The sequence below is a fragment of the Pelagerythrobacter aerophilus genome (genome assembly GCF_003581645.1).
Classification (GTDB): Bacteria; Pseudomonadota; Alphaproteobacteria; order Sphingomonadales; family Sphingomonadaceae; genus Pelagerythrobacter; species Pelagerythrobacter aerophilus.
This window is the reverse complement of record NZ_QXFK01000002.1, coordinates 1-16,545: the sequence shown is the minus strand read 5'-3', so window position 1 is coordinate 16,545 and position 16,545 is coordinate 1. Positions and strand designations below refer to the sequence as shown.

14 protein-coding genes are annotated in these 16,545 nt (G+C 63.1%); 4 read left to right on the top strand and 10 right to left on the bottom strand.

Annotated features, from left to right (window positions below; genetic code table 11):
- The first annotated feature begins 47 nt into the window (after nucleotides 1-47).
- From D2V04_RS17815 to D2V04_RS00240, 3 genes are read left to right on the top strand one after another with little or no spacing between them, the layout of a single operon-like run.
- Nucleotides 48-374 carry an iron transporter gene (locus D2V04_RS17815; protein WP_182849597.1) on the top strand — a complete coding sequence of 109 codons (327 nt, stop codon included), beginning with the start codon at nucleotides 48-50 and terminating at the stop codon, nucleotides 372-374.
- Nucleotides 371-1,963: a PepSY-associated TM helix domain-containing protein gene (locus D2V04_RS00245; protein ID WP_228766171.1), complete on the top strand. Its 1,593-nt coding sequence runs from the start codon at nucleotides 371-373 to the stop codon at nucleotides 1,961-1,963. The genes D2V04_RS17815 and D2V04_RS00245 overlap by 4 nt, the downstream gene beginning before the upstream one ends.
- A 7-nt stretch (nucleotides 1,964-1,970) precedes the next feature.
- Entirely contained in the window at nucleotides 1,971-2,378 is a 408-nt protein-coding gene (locus tag D2V04_RS00240) for a DUF3325 domain-containing protein (RefSeq protein WP_119511389.1), read from the top strand.
- Here D2V04_RS00240 and D2V04_RS00235 read toward each other — a convergent pair.
- The 9 genes from D2V04_RS00235 to D2V04_RS00195 form a co-directional block, all read right to left on the bottom strand.
- Entirely contained in the window at nucleotides 2,375-4,336 is a 1,962-nt protein-coding gene (locus tag D2V04_RS00235) for a tetratricopeptide repeat-containing sulfotransferase family protein (RefSeq protein ID WP_119511388.1), read from the bottom strand. The two genes, D2V04_RS00240 and D2V04_RS00235, sit on opposite strands and share 4 nt — an antisense overlap.
- 77 nt (nucleotides 4,337-4,413) lie before the next feature.
- Nucleotides 4,414-7,059 carry a TonB-dependent receptor gene (locus D2V04_RS00230; protein WP_119511387.1) on the bottom strand — a complete coding sequence of 882 codons (2,646 nt, stop codon included), beginning with the start codon at nucleotides 7,057-7,059 and terminating at the stop codon, nucleotides 4,414-4,416.
- Nucleotides 7,060-7,449: 390 nt separating this feature from the next.
- Nucleotides 7,450-9,189 carry a BCCT family transporter gene (locus D2V04_RS00225; protein WP_228766170.1) on the bottom strand — a complete coding sequence of 580 codons (1,740 nt, stop codon included), beginning with the start codon at nucleotides 9,187-9,189 and terminating at the stop codon, nucleotides 7,450-7,452.
- Between the two features lie 255 nt (nucleotides 9,190-9,444).
- Nucleotides 9,445-9,804 (bottom strand): hypothetical protein, encoded by a 360-nt coding sequence (locus D2V04_RS00220; RefSeq protein ID WP_119511386.1) that lies wholly within the window; start codon nucleotides 9,802-9,804, stop codon nucleotides 9,445-9,447.
- Between the two features lie 217 nt (nucleotides 9,805-10,021).
- Nucleotides 10,022-10,738 carry a DUF3800 domain-containing protein gene (locus D2V04_RS00215; protein WP_119511385.1) on the bottom strand — a complete coding sequence of 239 codons (717 nt, stop codon included), beginning with the start codon at nucleotides 10,736-10,738 and terminating at the stop codon, nucleotides 10,022-10,024.
- Nucleotides 10,739-11,052: 314 nt separating this feature from the next.
- Complete coding sequence (locus tag D2V04_RS00210) at nucleotides 11,053-11,376, bottom strand: DUF736 domain-containing protein (protein WP_119511384.1); 324 nt, start codon at nucleotides 11,374-11,376, stop codon at nucleotides 11,053-11,055.
- 305 nt (nucleotides 11,377-11,681) lie between these two features.
- Nucleotides 11,682-12,599 (bottom strand): HEPN domain-containing protein, encoded by a 918-nt coding sequence (locus D2V04_RS00205; protein WP_119511383.1) that lies wholly within the window; start codon nucleotides 12,597-12,599, stop codon nucleotides 11,682-11,684.
- A gap of 73 nt (nucleotides 12,600-12,672) precedes the next feature.
- Nucleotides 12,673-12,930 (bottom strand): RNA polymerase sigma factor, encoded by a 258-nt coding sequence (locus tag D2V04_RS00200; RefSeq protein ID WP_182849596.1) that lies wholly within the window; start codon nucleotides 12,928-12,930, stop codon nucleotides 12,673-12,675.
- Nucleotides 12,931-12,941: 11 nt separating this feature from the next.
- The gene (locus D2V04_RS00195; RefSeq protein ID WP_119511381.1) at nucleotides 12,942-13,841 is read right to left on the bottom strand and encodes an ArdC family protein; all 900 of its coding nucleotides are present in this window, start codon (nucleotides 13,839-13,841) and stop codon (nucleotides 12,942-12,944) included.
- Between the two features lie 507 nt (nucleotides 13,842-14,348).
- Here D2V04_RS00195 and D2V04_RS00190 point away from each other — a divergent pair.
- Entirely contained in the window at nucleotides 14,349-14,558 is a 210-nt protein-coding gene (locus D2V04_RS00190) for a helix-turn-helix transcriptional regulator (RefSeq protein ID WP_119511380.1), read from the top strand.
- A gap of 858 nt (nucleotides 14,559-15,416) precedes the next feature.
- Here D2V04_RS00190 and D2V04_RS00185 read toward each other — a convergent pair.
- Nucleotides 15,417-16,451: an IS110 family RNA-guided transposase gene (locus tag D2V04_RS00185; RefSeq protein WP_119511379.1), complete on the bottom strand. Its 1,035-nt coding sequence runs from the start codon at nucleotides 16,449-16,451 to the stop codon at nucleotides 15,417-15,419.
- Nucleotides 16,452-16,545: the final 94 nt, after the last annotated feature.

Below are 16,545 nucleotides of genomic sequence, written 5' to 3'. Positions count from 1 at the left end.
TGATTCGCAATTGCGCATAGGGTTGCGCAACGGTACAGGCAAGCCGATTGCAAATTTTCGGGGACGATGTGGCAAAGCAGGGATCGGTCGGGGTCGGCAGGCGCAACGCGGGTTGGCAAATGGCGGCGCGGTGCGCGACTGCCCTTGTCGGCGGCTACGCTGCGGCAGCGGGATTCGCATCGCTGCTCGCGCGCCTGCTGCCTGTCGCTCGCGCCGAGGCGACCCTTTGGGGAATGATCGTATCGTTCCTGCTTTTCGCCTGCCTCGGTCTGTGGGCCTTCTACGAAGCGCGGCTTGCGCGGGTCGCGGCCGTCATATGGAGCGGTGCCATCGCCGCGGGCACGATTGTCGCGCTGCTGGGACCGCGTGCATGAACAGAGAACCCGGCACCGTGCAGAAAGCGCTTCGCCAGTCGATGGCATGGATCCACACGTGGCTCGGCCTGATCGCCGGCTGGATACTCTTCGCCATGTTCCTGACCGGTACGGCGAGCTACTTCCGCCCGGAAATCACGCGCTGGATGCAGCCCGAACTGCGGGCGAAGAGCGTGTCGGCGGCCCAGGCGACCGAAGCGGCCGTACGCCACTTGCAGGCAACCAGCCCTGACGATGAGCAGTGGTTCATCTATCTGCCCGATGATCGCACCGGCGTTACCCGGGTTTTCATGCGGGCGCGGCCTAATCCCGACCCCGAGGCTCCCCCTCCGCCACGCCGCCCGGAGGTAAAGCTGGACCCCGCGACCGGCGCCCCGCTCGCCGCGCGCGAAACGAAGGGCGGCGAGCATTTCTATCGCTTCCATTTTCAGCTTCAGTTGCTGCATCCCTGGGGGCGCTGGCTCGCCGGCTTCTGCGCGATCTTCATGCTGGGCGCGATCATTTCCGGGGTCATCACCCACAAGCGCATCTTCGCCGACTTTTTCACGCTGCGCTGGGGCAAGGGGCATCGCACATGGCTCGACGCGCACAATGCCTCGGCAGTGCTCGCGCTCCCGTATCACGCGATGATCACCTACACCGGGCTGATCACGCTGATGCTGATGTATATGCCCTGGCCGATCGAGGCCAACTACCGGAACTCCGACAACTTCGCCGTCGAAGCATACGGACGCGACGCGGAGGAGCCCGCCGCCGGCAGGTCCGTCCCACTCGCTCCGATCGGGCCGATGATCGGTGCCGCGATGCACGAATGGGATGGCGCCGCGCCGCGCACCGTCGTGGTCCGCAATCCGGGCGACGCCGCGGCGACCGTCACGCTGCTGCGCAGCCCGGCCGGCCAGCTCGATGCCCGCGCAGGATCGATCGTCTTTTCGGGCACGAGCGGTGAACGACTGAGTGCCTCGCAGCCGCCGGGCCCCGCCGCCCAGACCGCGGGCGTGATGCTCGGTTTGCACCTGGCACACTTCGCCGGTCCGGCGCTTCGTTGGAGCTTCTTCCTGCTGGGGCTCGTCGGCACCGCCATGGTCGGCACCGGACTGGTCATGTGGACCGCCAAGCGACGACGGCCGGCCGGCAATGCCGATTTCGGCTTCCGGCTCGTCGAGCGGCTCAACATCGGCGCAATCGCCTGTTTGCCCGCAGGCATGGCCGCCTTTCTCCTCGCCAACCGTCTGCTCCCGGCGGATATGCCGGGTCGAGCCGACCTGGAAGTCGAGGCGATGTTCTGGACCTGGTTTGGCCTTGCCGCCCTATCGGTCTTGCGGCCCGTGCGGCGGGCGTGGATCGAGACCCTGACCCTGTCGGCGCTTGCCTTTGCCTTATTGCCTCTCGTCAACGCCGTGACCACCGATCGCGGCCTGCTCCGCAGCGTTGCGGCCGGCGACTGGCTCTTCGTTTCGTTCGACGCCGCCGTGCTGGCAATGTCCGGACTGCTTGGTCTTGCGGCCTTTCGAGCTCACCGGGCCAGCGCCAGACAAGGGCGCGCATCCACGCGGAACGCGCCGGGAAGGCCGTCCCTTGCAGCCTGACGTCCTGATGCTCGCCTACGCCGCTTTTGCCGGACTCGCGATGGCGATGAAGCGGCATCGGCCGATGTCCGGCAATGGTATCGCCTTGTCGCCTCGTGCGCTGCGTCTTGGAGGGGCGGCGCTGCTTGCCTTTTCCTGCCTGGTCATGCTCCACCGGATTGGACCGGGGCAGGGGGCGGTTGCCTGGGTGGGAAGCATCAGCCTGGCAGCTATCCTGCTGGTGCTCCTGATGTCGTGGCGCCCGACAGCTGCATTCGTATTAGCCGTGCCGGCAATCACTCTTGCAGCGCTATTCTCGCCCATTTCCAGCACTCTGCCAGTGGGGTCTGGAGTGAAGACGCTCGGCGAAGACGGCATCTCCACCGGCAAGGCTGGCGAGGCGGTCGGTTTGCTTTTCGTTGTTGCACCTGACTAGTCCGCGAGAGGACCGAGCGCCTCCCTCAGAGGACCGAGCCAGTTCGCGTAAGGCTTCCACGCATCCTGCCCGCTGCGACTGATCGGACGCCGGACCTGTTCGCTGCTTGCGGTTCGCACCGCGCGCGTCGTCTTGTGAAAATCGAGGCAGGCCTGCTCGAACGGCAACCCGAGATAGTCGAGCATTCGGCGCGTCTGACCTTCGAGATCGTCGAGCACGTCTTCGTGGTCCACGCGCAATATGGCGCCGGGCAAGACGCTGTCCCAGTGATCCATCAGCTTCACGTAATCCCGATAGTAGCTGCCGATCTCCGTCAACCCGTAGGTAAATTCCTGTCCTTCGGCGAAGAGCTGCTTGAAGCCGGAGAAGCAGCAATCCATCGGCGCGCGCCGCGCATCGATGATTTTCGCATTCGGCAGGATCAGGTGGATCAAGCCGATATGGCGGAAATTGTTCGGCATCTTGTCGATGAAGAACGGTGCGCCCTGCCGGTGGATACGAGTGTTCTCGATGAATTGCCGCCCGAAGCTCGCGAGCTGTTCCGCAGTCAGGTCGTGAAGGACTTCGGGATAGCGCGAAGTCCCTGCCTTGCGCCCTCTCAGCCGGTGGGCGAGTGCGAGGATATCGGGCAGTTCGAGCGTACCGTCGATTTGCGAATGGCTGGCGAGGATCTGTTCGAGCAGTGTCGAACCCGCCCGCGGGAGTCCGACGATAAAGATCGGGTCGCGCGCCGGATGGCCCGCGCCGGTGCGATCGGCGAACAGCTCGCGTCCGCATGTTTCGCCTTGCTTGGCCAGTTCCGCACTCATCCGCGCGCGGTCGTAGCGCGTCTGGGTGCGCTTCAGGGCATTGCCCTGCTGGTAGAAGTGGAAGCTCTCTTCGTACTCCCCGCGATCCTCCAGCGCCTTGCCCAGCGCGAACGACAGGTGGACGCGGTCCATGAAGGCAAGTTCGGGACGCGCGGCCTGTTCGCGCATCCGCGCCAGCTCGGGATCGATAAACCGATAGGTCTTCAGGTTTGCCAGCGCATACCAGGCGTCACCGTGATCCGCCTTCGCAGCACAGGCCGCGCGGTAGCTCTCGACAGCCTGCGCTTGCTTGCCCGTCGTCTTGAGCGCGTGGCCGCGGCTGGTCAGCGTCGCCGGATCGCGCGGCAGCTTCTCGAGAATTGCGTCGAACAGGTCGAACGCGCGATCGTATTCGCCGGTCTGCATGCTCTCGATCGCCAGGTAGGACTGGAACAGCGGGTTGTCCGGGTCGCGCCGGTGGAGCGCTTCCGCCTCGTCGAGCGCCTTGGCGAACTTCTGCCGCCGCCGCAGGGCATCGATGTAGTCGAGGCGAACCTGGATATTGTCCGGTTCGAACACGGCCGCGCTTTCGAGCAGAAACTCGGCATCGTCGAGAATGCCCAGCTTCACGCCGATTTGCGCGAGCAGGCGCATGCCTTCGACGTTCCTGGGATGCGTTCGCAGGAAATGGCGGCACACTTCCTCGGCTCGCAGCAGCCTGCCCTCGTGCAGGTGGTGGGTGACCGCAACCAGTTCCCCAGGTAGCTCCGCGATGCGCCGTTCCTGCGCGCGCGCCGCGTTTGCCTCACCGCTCCGCCCTGCCCGTTCCAGCAACTCGGCCAGCATGCGCCAGCTCGCATCGAGCGCTGGATTGAACCGCGTGGCGCGGGCGTAGGCCGCTAATGCACGGTCGTCATCGCCTTCCGCGCGGGCGAGGTGCCCCGCTTCCTGCCAGGCGCGGCCGTATTCGGGCATGGCTTCGTGCAGGCGGTCGAGATAGCGCGCGGCGCGCTCGTACCGCTTCAGATAGCGCGCGGCGACCGCCGCCATGTAGAGCGCTTCCGCATCGGCAGGGTCGCCTTGCAGCATCGCTTCGGCGCGCTGCAACGCACCGCCGAAGTCGCCCGCCGAGAGCGCGGCCCGCACCGCCTTCGCGTCACCGTCGTTCATGCAGCACGACCTAGCCGACGGCGCGGGCGGAAGCATACCCCTGGGATCGCCTTCGCCCGTCGCCGTCGAGCCAGCGATCAGAGGTCGTAGGACACGCGCAAGCCAACCGTCAGAGGGCGATTGGTCACGATCCGGGCCCGATCGTAATAGAAGTCGCCCGAAATCTGTGCCCGTTCATCGAACAGGTTTTCGCCGAATATCTCGAACTTCCACTGGTCGGTGGTGATGCCGGCGGCGAAATTGACCACCGTGTAGCTGTCGAGCGTCAGCGCGTTGATCTGCACGATATCGGTCTTCTTCGACGCGGAGTGGGTCACCTGCGGCTGGACGTAGGCGCCGAGGGTATCGCTCAAATCCCATTCGTAGCGTACCCGCGCGTTGCCCTGGAAGGACGGCGCGTAGGCGAGGTCCGACCCGACGACCACGTCATCGGTCGGGGTCAGGACTTCGGTGATCTCGGTGTCGAGGATCGAGACGGCGCCGGCGACCGTCAATCCGGGCAGCGAATAGGGCGCGACGGTGAAGTCCGCCTCGACCCCCTTGATCTCCGCGTTGGCCGCATTGTCCGAGAAGAACAGGTTGGTGATGCTGGGATCGAAGATCGTCGTCTGCAAGTTGCTGATGTCGACGTAGAACGCGCTGCCGTTGAAGCGCACCTGCCCGTCGATGAGGTCCATCTTCCACCCGATCTCGTAGTTCTTGACCTCGTCGGTCTCGAGCTCGAACGGCACCACGAAGCCGCCCGGCCCCTGTGCGCCGCCGGGACGGTTGAGCAGCCCCGGCCGGAAGCCTTCCGAATACGTCGCGTAGAACAGCAAATCGCGCGTCGGCGTAAAGGTCGCCGTGCCCTTGAAGATGACGCCCTCCGTCCGCGCCGCATCGGGTGCCTCGAGCGCGTTGAGCACCTGCTGCGCCTGAGCCTGGCTCAAGCCGGCGGCCTGGATGTCTGCCAGCGTATCCCCCCGGTCGAACGTTTGACGCAGCGCCGGGTCGCAACTGCCGATGAAGGTATATTGCCCGTCGCCGTCGTACAGGTCAGAGATATTGGTCCCGAAGGCGTTCGCGTCCTCGGCCGCTCCGGCATTGCAGAACGACGAGTTGGCAGTGCCTTCGAAATCGACCTTGATGTCGTAGTAGCGTGCGCCGGCGGTGAGTGTCAGCAGGTCGGGGATCAGGTCGAAGCTCGCCTCGCCGAAAAGCCCGAACTGCTCGTCGGTGCGCTTCACGTCGTTGCGGAAGATCACTCCGGCCGGGAACGGCCCGGGATCGCTGTTGTAAACACCGGGGAACGGGAAGTTGGGCGCGAATCCACCGAAGGGTTCGGCGAGCTCGCTGCCGAAATAGTTGAAGTCGTTACGTTCCCTGAGCTTTAGATCCGAGTAGAACCCGCCCGCGGTGACGCGGAAGCGATCCTCCTGCGGCGTGCTTACCCGCACTTCCTGCGTGAACACGGTGGTGTCGGTGTTCGAGTTCACGAACAGGTTGGGCGCCTGACACGTGCCGCTGGGATCCGATGCTCCCGGATAGGTGACCGAACCGTCGCAGATGTAATACGGCAGGTATTGCCCGACGAAGAGGTAGTCGGAATAGTCGACCTTCTGCTCGGTCTCGCGGTCGGTGTAGGCACCGGTATAGACGATATCGAGCATCGCCAGGCGCCCTTCGACCGTCCAACTGGTGTTCGAGAAGTCGTCCTCCAGCCGGTCGTCCTCGTAACGCTGGATTTCGAGGTCATCGAGTTCGAGCTCCGGGTCGGAAAAGAACACGCCGTCCGATTCCAGGCTCTGGCGGGTGTGCGCCACGGTCAGCCGCCAGTCGGGGGAGAATTCGTAGAGCGCGGTCGCACGGAAGCCCGAATACTGCGTGTCGTTGAAGTCTTCCTCGACCAGGCCTGCATTGTCGGCCGCGATGAAATCCACATCGGAGAGGTCGGCGGTCGACTGGAAGCCGGCGCGCTGACCGCTCACCGGAACGCCATTGTCCCGCACCGTTCCCGCCGGGCGGAACCGGGCGCTCTCGGCCGCTGTGCGGGTGCCCGGCACGTTGTCGACATAGCCGCCCTGGTCGTCGAGATAGACCACTCCGCGTACCGCCAGCCGGTCGGTGACCGGGACGTTGACCATGGCTTCGGCCTTGTAGCTGGTTTCGCCGCCCTTGGTAAACGACGTGCCGGCCGAGAAGCCCGCATCGAAGCCCGCCAGATCGGGCTTGTTGGTGATCAGCCGCACCACGCCCGCCTGCGAGCTGGCGCCGAACAGCGTGCCCTGCGGTCCGGAAAGCACCTCGATCCGCTCGAGATCGGCGGCGTAGACGTCGAGATTCCGGCCCGGCTGGCCGAGTGGCTGTTCGTCCAAATAGAGCGAGACGTTCGGCGCCAGCCCGGCGACGCCTGCCGTGGTCAGGTTCGGCGTGGTCGATGCGAGGCCGCGAATGTAGATCGTGCTCTGTCCCGGCCCACCGCCGCCGGCCGAGACCGTCGGCAGTTGCTCGAGATAATCCTCGAACGTCGCGACGTTCAACTGCTCGAGCCCTTCGGAATTGAGGGCCTGCACCGAAATCGGCACGTCCTGCAGATCTTCGCTGCGTTTCTGGGCGGTGACGACGATGGTCGCGACGCCGCCCTGGCGTGGCCGTGCGGTTGGCGCCGCATCCTGCGCCGCGACGGGAGATGCGATGGCAATGGCCAGTGCGCCGGCAGAAACACCGGTGACGAAATTTCTCATTTTTCGAGTTGCCCCTCGTATACTCTGGAACTCGTGCTCCTTAACGCAGTCAGTAGCGGCGCTTGGAGCGAACAATGCACGGCGCCTGCAAAAAGAGCGTCATGCCCGGCAGCGTATACCGAGCGAACCGCCTTGCTTCCACCGGACCGGATGATTTAATTCGGACAGCAACGAGGTGTGTTGCACAGAGTCCACATTTTATATAAAACTCATATATAGTTATTATATAAGAGTTGTTCACTTAAATATTTAACAATGTTTAAGTGTAGTTTACTGTAGGATGAGTTGCGGGTGTGCGCGTAACGCTGCCCTCGCGTCTTGGGCGGAGCTAGTGACTCGCAACTTGGTCGGCGCGTCTTGAAAATGAACGCACCGGCATGCGCCGGCCGGTTACTTGACGTTTTCCGCTTCCGCACAAGCCTCGGCGGTGGTCGGAACGCCGTGGCGCTTGCGCACCAGGTCGAACGCCACGGCCTTGAGAATCGCGACTGCCATCAGCGCGACTACCAGCGAGAAGGGCAGCGCGCCGATGATCATAGTGATCCGGATGGCGTCGATACCGCCGAGAATGAGCATGCTGCCGACCACGAAGGCCAGTGCCACGCCCCAGAACACGATGTGATGGCGGTGTTCTCCTTCGGTGTCGCCCGCACCGTTGATCGTGTTGACGATCAGGATCGCGCTGTCGGCCGACGTGACGAGGTAGGTCATGAGCAGGATGACCACGAGCCCCGAGACGAGCGCCATCAATCCCGGATCGAGCATCGCGGCGAGCGTCGCATAGAGCTGGTCCGAAATCCCGGTTTCGAGGATCGATCCGCCTGCGGCGCCGCTCAACTCAAGGTCGATTGCGGTGCCCCCGGCCAGCGCCATCCATACGAAGCACATGAGCGACGGCACGAGGATCACGCCGAAGACGTATTCGCGGATCGTCCGGCCGCGTGAAATGCGCGCGATGAACATGCCGACGAAGGGTGAAAAGGCGATCCACCACGCCCAGTAGAACACCGACCAGTCCCGCTGCCACTGGACCAACGCGGCACTCATCGCGGTGCCGGTATCTTCGAACACCGTCAACGAGCTGGGCACGATGGCGCGCAGGTAGTCGACCAGGCCGATGCCGAGGATCTCGAGCGCCATCAGCCCCGAACCGACGATCGCGAACAGCGCAAGCAGCAGGAACGACAGCGCGAGATTGAGGTTCGACAGCCACTTGATGCCCCGCCCCACGCCCGACAGCGCGCTGAGGGTCGAAGCGCCGACGAGAACCAGCAGCGCCACGATCACGGCCATGCCGGAGGAGGCGCCGTCGGCATTCAGCAGCCAGTCGCCCAACCCGAGCCGCGCCAGCCCGGCGACGAACTGTTCGACCCCCAGCCCCATGGTAACGGCAACACCGAGTATCGTGGCCACGACTGCCACGATATCGACCAGATGGCCGGCGGGTCCGGTCATGATCCGCCCGAACAATGGTGCGAGTGCCGAGCGAATGGTCAGCGGCAGGTTCCGCCGGTACGCGACATAGCCGATGGCGAGCCCCACCAGGGCATAGGTGCCCCAGGCGGCGAAGCCCCAGTGGAGAAACGTGTATACGTAGGCGGAACGAACCGCCTCCGCTGATCGAGCTTCGACGGCGCCACGGATGATCTCCGGGTTGTTCGAGAAGTGCGCGAGCGGCTCGCCGGTGGAATAGGTCAGCATTCCGATCCCGATTCCCGCCCCGAACAGCATCGCGAACCACGAGAAGCGCGAGAACTCGGGCGTATCGCCCGGCGCGCCGATCCGCAGCCCGCCCGATTGCGGAATCACCGCCAGCACGAAGCAGCTCATCATCAGGAAGGCGACGAGATAGACGTACCAGCCCGAAAACGTCGCGATTATGCTCGAGTTGGCGGCACTCAGGGTCTCGTTGGCGCTGACGGGAAAGAAGATCGCCCACATGATCAGCAGCGAAACGATGATTTTCGACGGGACCGTTACCTCGCGACTGAAACCTTCGTAGAAGCCCCGGGGCGCAGTCCGGATCGGCAGTTCGACGAGCGGGGGTGCGATCGGCGTATCGGTATCGATTGATATCTCTCCTTCGAGGGCTCCAGAACCCAGGCGATCACCGTTCGAGCCCGATGTCACGCAAGATTGGCGAGCGATGAGCGACAACCATACGGCGTCAGCCCTATCGTGCAACGCGGCCAGCACCGCATGAACCCCAGACCCGCCGCGAACCAAAAGCCCGCTTCGAGGTCAGAATAACGTTTTGATCTGATCGTTATGCCTCGGCCCAGAAGCTGTCTGAAAGCTCCAAGTCCAAATTACCCGGCGGGAATCAAGCCATTGCGCTGATGGAAACGAAGCTCCCGCGGTGCCAAGGGGCGCGAGATTGTGGGGTCACGGTCGAGCTACCCGTTCATAATAAGCGATGGCGCGATCTATGCCGTCCTTATAGGCAGCTTTCTCTTCGGCAGTAGACCAGCCACCCCTCTGTTCCGTGCGTGTCCACAGGGCGCGCGCCGTATCAGCGAGGAAACGCGCGTCTTCGGCATTGATGACGGGTTCGCCGGCGATATAGATCGGGCTCGTCTGCGCGAACGCTCCGGCATCGCCCAGATGAGGGCTTTTGGGGCCAACCGCGCGCACCGCTATCCAGCTACCCTCTGACGCGTCGACTGGCGTGGAAAAGGTCCACTCCGGACCTGTGCCGCTGGGCTTCCAGCTCTTGACCACCTCGCCGTTGATGATGAGGTCCACCGACGCAGGTCAGGCAGACGGTCGTTCTCAACTTTTCCCTGCTGGATAAGATGCCAAAACGCAGCCCACTTACCTTCGGTTTCCGGCAGGCGACGGCAGGAGACCCGGTCACCTCGGAAGGTCAGGCCACCCTGCGCAATCTCCGCCAGGAAGATGGCGTAGAGCTGAGCTTCATACGCCTTCCAGTCACCCCCGAACGGGAGCAGCGCCGGCACACTCATCCGGCGGTCTCCTGAGCCGCCCAGACCAGCAGGTTAAACTTCGTGTTGGAAAATGGCGCGGTCTGCGTCAATGCCTTCAGCCCGAGCCGAGCGTGCAGCTGTGCGAGGAGAGACTGCTTTGCTGCGCTAGTCGCCAAGCCGCGGTTGGCGTAGCCGACCGCGCCGATCAGCAGATCCGTAAGCTGTAGGATTTCGCTCTCGTGCGATCTGATCTGCTCGACGCGCTCGACCGTCTTATGATTGAAGTCGAAAATGTTGTTGCAGAGCACATTATGCAGGTCGCGTGTCTTCGGACCGCCACGGGTGTCCTTCACGTCGAGATAAATGCGGTACGCATGTGACGGCGAGATCACGTATTTCAGCATCGTGAAATACATCTTGTAATACCAGTCGTCGTGGTTCTGCCCGAATTTCTCGTGATCGAGTTTATCCTTGTCCGGCACCAGTACGCCGCGGAAACGAAGCTTCGAGTCGCTCAAAAAATAGTCGATGACATCCGCATAGAAATCGACCTTCCCGGTTGAAACCTTCGTCCATTTCGTCTCGAAGTTGGGCGCAAGACCGTGTCTGCGCTTGATCGCGCGAATCTGCTCATTGACCCGATGCGTTTCGCCGATTTCGCACCAGACGCAACCAAGTACCATGACGGGGATCTTATCTCCCTCGATATGGCAGCTCTCATCGCAATAGAGGTTATAAACGAGACTATTCATGCTTTCAGCTTTAGAGGCTGCGAACGTATTCGCAACAAAGGTCAGCGCGCTCCATCCACAGACTTCCAGCGAGCGATGAAATTCTCGGCATTTGCCTACTCTTGGATACGGATTTTTGCTCTGCGTCGCTGAGGTCGAGAGCTAAATCCTACATATGTTGAACAAATGGCCGCTTTGCCTTCCGGCTCGCCCGAAACCGGCCTTTCGGCAATCGGCCCACAAGCCGCCAGCTTGTTCCAGTTCCAATTCATACACCGGGCATTCAACCGGTCCGAAGCTCCGGCGGCGCAAAAGCGCCGCGGGAGCCGTCCTTCTCAATCCGCCGGATTCCAAAGGATGGCGAACCGGTCGTCACGCTTCTCACCGGCGGCGCGCACGAGATTGGCGTAGAGCCGGCGTGGCCCGAACTCAGGGGCGGCAAAGCTGAGCGACACGTAGTCGCGGCCGCTTGCTTCGGAGCGACGGTTCCAACCGGCGCCGATCTCGACATCGCCGACATAGACCCGGTAGTCGGGCTGAACGTCGCTGGTCTTGCGCGGGTTGGCGGCGATGATGATGTCCTCGCGGATGCTGATGGTTTTCAGTTGGCCTTTGAAGGTGCCGTTGTCCTGGGCAGCGACATATCCGATGGCAGGCATGATGCTTTCTCCTTATCTGTCGACCGGGACCCGTTCCCCGTCGATGGGCCGACCGAAACGGCCGGGACAAGAAGGACGCGAACCCGAAGGGCCGCAGCGCAAGCGAAGGACCGGAGAGGGCGAGATTCTTGGTCCGCGAGGAGCCGCATTTATGCGGCGGGGAAGAATCTCGCCGGCGATGGTTTTGCAGGACTTCGACCGGTCGTAGGTCATGGGTTCAAGAGACGGGGAGCGCGGTGCGGCGAGACAGCGGGAGCAATCTGCCGCGCACGCGGATATCTCCGACGTGACAGCGGTGCTGAGAGCTAAGCTGATGCTTCCGCATTTAGCTTCGCCAGTCGCTCGCGGCACACTTCGCCGACAAGGTCTCGTAGCCGCGAGATGCGGACGGACAGCGCATCGAGATCCTCGGCGGTGATCGAGTAGCTCGCCGAGTAGCGGGCTTCGACATAGGCGCGCTTCAATCGCTCGAACCGTCGCCGATCGATCTTGCTCGCACGCGGCCATGCCTCGACCAGTCGCGGCTCCTTGTCCTCGGCGAGCGAGCGCAGGAACTTGATGTTATGCGAGCGCGGAAAGTAGAGCGTCCGCACCAGCAGAAAGCAGATATACGCCCGTTCGGCAGACTGATGCAGATCGAACGCGGCCGCTTTTCGCCACTCAGGATCGTCAGCTTTCTGCGTCGCGGTCTTGGCGCGCTCGATCCAAACGTCAACCGAATGCAGCCACTGGTCAAAGTACTCCTGCGCCATCCGGTGCGCGTCAGCCGGTGTCAGCGGCTTGGGTGTCGCCAGCGGATGGCAGGGCAGTTCGTAGACGATGCAGCCATCGCGCGCGATATCGACCCAGAAGTACTCGCCGCGTGACAGCGCCTGGTTCACCTCGTCGAGCGAGTGGACGATGATATTGACCGGTCGCTCGATCGCCGGATCGCGCGCGATCCGGTCCTCGGCGATATACCAGTAGTCGGCGATGTCGGTGAGGTCTTCATGGCTGACCACGATCAGGAGATCGAAGTCGGACTGATAGCCGTTCTCCGGCTCGTCGACCCAATCGTCGCGGGCATAGGAGCCGAACAGGATGATCTTGTAGACCTTGCCGCTGCGCTTGTGCGGCATGGTGGCGTGGGCGATCGCCTTCTCGAACTCCTCGAGCAGGATCTCGCGGATGCGGGCGAGCTCCTGCTGCTGCTGTTCAGGCAGATGGTCGAGGCTGGTCTTCATTGCTCCCTCACCCTAGCGGCAGGATTCTGCTTCGCACAGCCTCGCCGGTCGTGGCCGGCGAGGCTGCGGAAACTCACCCGCGGATATGGTCGCCGATCCAGCGAGGCCAGCGCCACCATGGTTCAGGGTGGCGCTCGCGAAGCGCGCGGCCGACCTGCCGGATGGCAGCGGCAAACTCGCGCTCGACCTGCTTGGTGGTGATCCCCAGCCGCTTGGCGATGTCGCGGTAGTCGGCATCATCGATCCGCACGGCAAGATATACCTCGCGCTGCCGATAAGGCATGCGCCGCAGCGCGCGCTTGACCCGTTCGATCCCTTCTTCTCGGCTCATTCCCTCGGGCATCATCCTGCCTCCGGGGCAAAGGCGAGCAGATAGTCGGCGGCCTTGCTCGCAGCGCTGGCTGCACGAAAGATCGCCTTCTCGTCCTCACGCAGTACGGCCAACCAGCTGCCGATGTAATCGCAGTGCCGCACCGTCGGCTCGATCGACAATGACGCGCAGGCAAAGGCGCTCGCCATCTCCGCTACAAGCTCCTCGCGGGCATAGGCACTGCTGCCGAACCGGCCGGCCTGATCGCGGTTCAGTCTGCTGGTGTGCCCGGTCCAATGCCCGAGCTCATGCAGCGCAGTGCGGTGCCAGTCGATCGGTGCATGGAACGCCTGCACCGGCGGTACCGCGACATAGTCCTGGACTGGTGAATAGTAGGCCTCGCCTCCGCCGATCCGCAGGTCCGCTCCGCTGGCGTCGATCAGCGCTTTGACCTGCGGCAGGATATCAGCCTCGGCGAAAGGAGGCTCTACGGTACGCGTCAGTTCCTCGGGCAAGTCCTCGCACTGCTCGACGTTGAACACGGTAAAGCGCTTGAGGAAGGCGATGGTCCTCGCCTCGCGCTCCTCGTCCTGCGCTTGCTGAGCTTCGGCTCGGGGCGTAAACCGGTCGGCGTAGCAGACGACCGTGCCCCGCTCCCCTTTGCGGACATGGCCGCCTGCTGCTTGTGCTTGCCGATAAGTCAGCCAGCGCTGCGAGGCATAGCCGCCCTCGATCACCGCTGCCCACAGGATCAGCACGTTGATCCCCGAATAGCGCCGTCCGCTAATCACGTTCTCCGGCATCGCGCATCCGCAAGCGGCGGCATTCCAAGGCTGCACCCATGGCAGCCGTCCCTCTTCCAGCTGTGCGATCACCCGCTCGGTCACCTCGGCATAGAGGCTTTGCCGCGAACTTTTGGTCTTGGCTTTCATCCTTCCACTCCTCTTCTCCACCGCAACCGGCCCCGGAAAAGGCGGGGTGGGCGGCTAGGAGCGGACCGGCAGTCCCGCCGAGGAAGGCGGGCTGCACCCAACGGGCCGTAACGAAGTGGAGGACCGGCGGAGCCGGTTGCGGCACGCCGCGGCGGGACTAGAGGGTAGCGAGCGCCCTCCCCGCCTGCTCGGGGCCGACAGGCCCCAGCGCCATCGCGCGAGCAAGCGCGATGTCCGCTTGGCCGGCGCGGTAAGCGCCGGCCCGACGCATCAGTCGATCACAGCCCCATGAGCGGTGACGACCCCACCGACTCGGTGGCGCGGTCGCGCAAGTAGAGCGCGGTCACGCACGAGAAGAGCGTGAGACGCCCGTCGCATGGACTTTCCGGGTACGTTTTGACGGCATGGGAGGTGCCATGTGAGGCAGCTCGGACCCACCCTCCTTGCGCCCCAGGCGTAAGCCCGATCCTGTTTGCGGAGTCCCAGCATCATAAACAGGATCATGCCATGTCCGACACTTCCCATCGGTTTCTTCGCCTCAATGCCGTTCTCGACAAAACGGGCCTCAGTCGTTCGACACTCTACCGAAAAGTCCAGGAAGGCACGTTTCCGAAGCAGATCACGATCGGCGCCCGCTGCGTCGCCTGGCTGGAATCAGAAATCGAGGAATGGATGCGTAACCCGATGTTTTATGAGACATCGGATCGCGCGGGCTGAGTTTTAGTCCGACCGCGCAGGCACGGGTAATAGGTCTGCATCGGAAGGGGTGCCTCAAGCAGATCGATGCTGGCCATCGCGCCGCCGGATCGCGGCATCGACGGAAGTTATACGGAAAACCGTATAAGCAGTACCTATACGCTTTTCCGCGTCCGGGCATGTAGCTGCGCAGCTCGCGTGATCGTTCCAAGTCACCGTGAAACGGTCGGGCAGCTTCGCGCCCTGATGTCGGTCACAGCGGATCACCGGACGCTCGCCCGAAAGCGGAGATGCTTGCCCTTGGTGTGAGGCGGGCCCTGAGAAGTCTGACGTCACGAGCTCTTGACGGTTGACTTCGGCTTTCGCCCAGAGTGGATGTTGAGATGATCGCCATGCCCACACCGTGAAGATCGGCACTCTCGCGGAATAGGACGGTAGCACGAAGAACGATGGACACTTTCGATGAGATCGAACGAAAGTTCGAGCGATACCCGGTCCGGCTGCTCGATCATGAAGGGGCTAGCGGGGTCCTGCGCTTAGAAGGGGACCGCAGCCAGCTTGATGTTACGAGCGGATCCCATCTTCATTTTGAGCGGTCAGATGACAATGGCTTCTGTGGATGGCTCCCGCGTTGCAAGGGCAAATGCGATGTGCTGGCGCTTGGGTCGGGTGCAGACTTCTGTCCGGCCTGTTGATGCAGCCATGAAGTAGACTGCTGGCCCTGATGGTGTCCGCGAACTGGGTCCCGAACTGGTTTACAGGCTGTATCGCCTCGGCCATTCGCTGGGTTGTCCCGGTTCCCGGTCTGACCGGTTCGCCATCATCTCGCTTTGCTCTCACAACTCCTGAAGTGGCTTTCGCCGCTATTCCGTTTTGCCTCTACGCCGCCAACGCAGGCACGTGGCGCTCACGATAGACTTCCCCGCGGGTCATGATGGCCCAGACGATTCTCGCTGTTTTGTTTGCCAAAGCCACGGTGACCACCCGTGCGGGCTTGCGCGCCAGCAAGGCGAGAACGTTGGGATCGACCGCCTCCGGTTTTCTTTTCGCGTTCCGCACCACTGCCGTCATGCCGACCACCAGGAGCTTACGAAGATACCTGTCGCCCATCTTCGAGATGCGGCCGAGCCGCTCTTTGCCGCCGCTGGACTTCTGAAGCGGGGTTAGCCCCAGCCAGGCCGCGAACTGCCGGCCAGAGCGGAACTGAGATGGATCACTGACCGACGCTGCGAGTGCCGTCGCTCCGATCGGGCCAATGCCCGGGATCGTCATGAGGCGGGTGGCAACGTCGCTCTTGCGCTGCCACCCGATCAGATCACGTTCGATCTCCCGTACCTGGGCGTGGACATCGAGGGCTTGCTGCGACAGCCGCTCAACGATGCGAAGAGCATCGGACGGCACGTCAGGCGCTTCCCCGTCGACGATCGCACGTGCCTTCTCCAAAGCTCGATTGATGCCTTGGGGGATGTCGATGCCGAACTCGGCCAAAAGCCCTCGCATCATGTTGATTAGCTGCGTGCGCTGCTTGACGAACAGATCCCGCGTGCGGTGCATCGACAGCGCCGCCTGCTGCTCCGCTGACTTCACCGGCACAAAGCGCATCGTGGGGCGCGTCACTGCCTCGCAGATTGCTTCCGCATCCGCAGCATCGGTCTTGCCGCGCTTCACGTAGGGCTTGACGTAAGCCGGCGGCATCAGCCGAACCTCATGGCCCAGCTTGATCAGCTCCCGAGCCCAGTAATGCGACGTGCCGCAGGCCTCCATGCCAACCACGCAAGGCGGAAGCTTCTCGAAGAAGGGAAGCATCTGCGAGCGCCGCAATGCCTTGCGAACAACGGCCGTGCCCTGTGCATCTACGCCGTGAACCTGGAAAACGTTCTTGGCCAAATCGAGACCGATCGTGCTAATATCCATCTGGGTGGCTCCCATTTTGCTCGTGAATACCTGACGGTCTTCACACCTTGGCACCTAGATGCCGTGAGCGGGAGCCATCCACCTCATCTGGTTT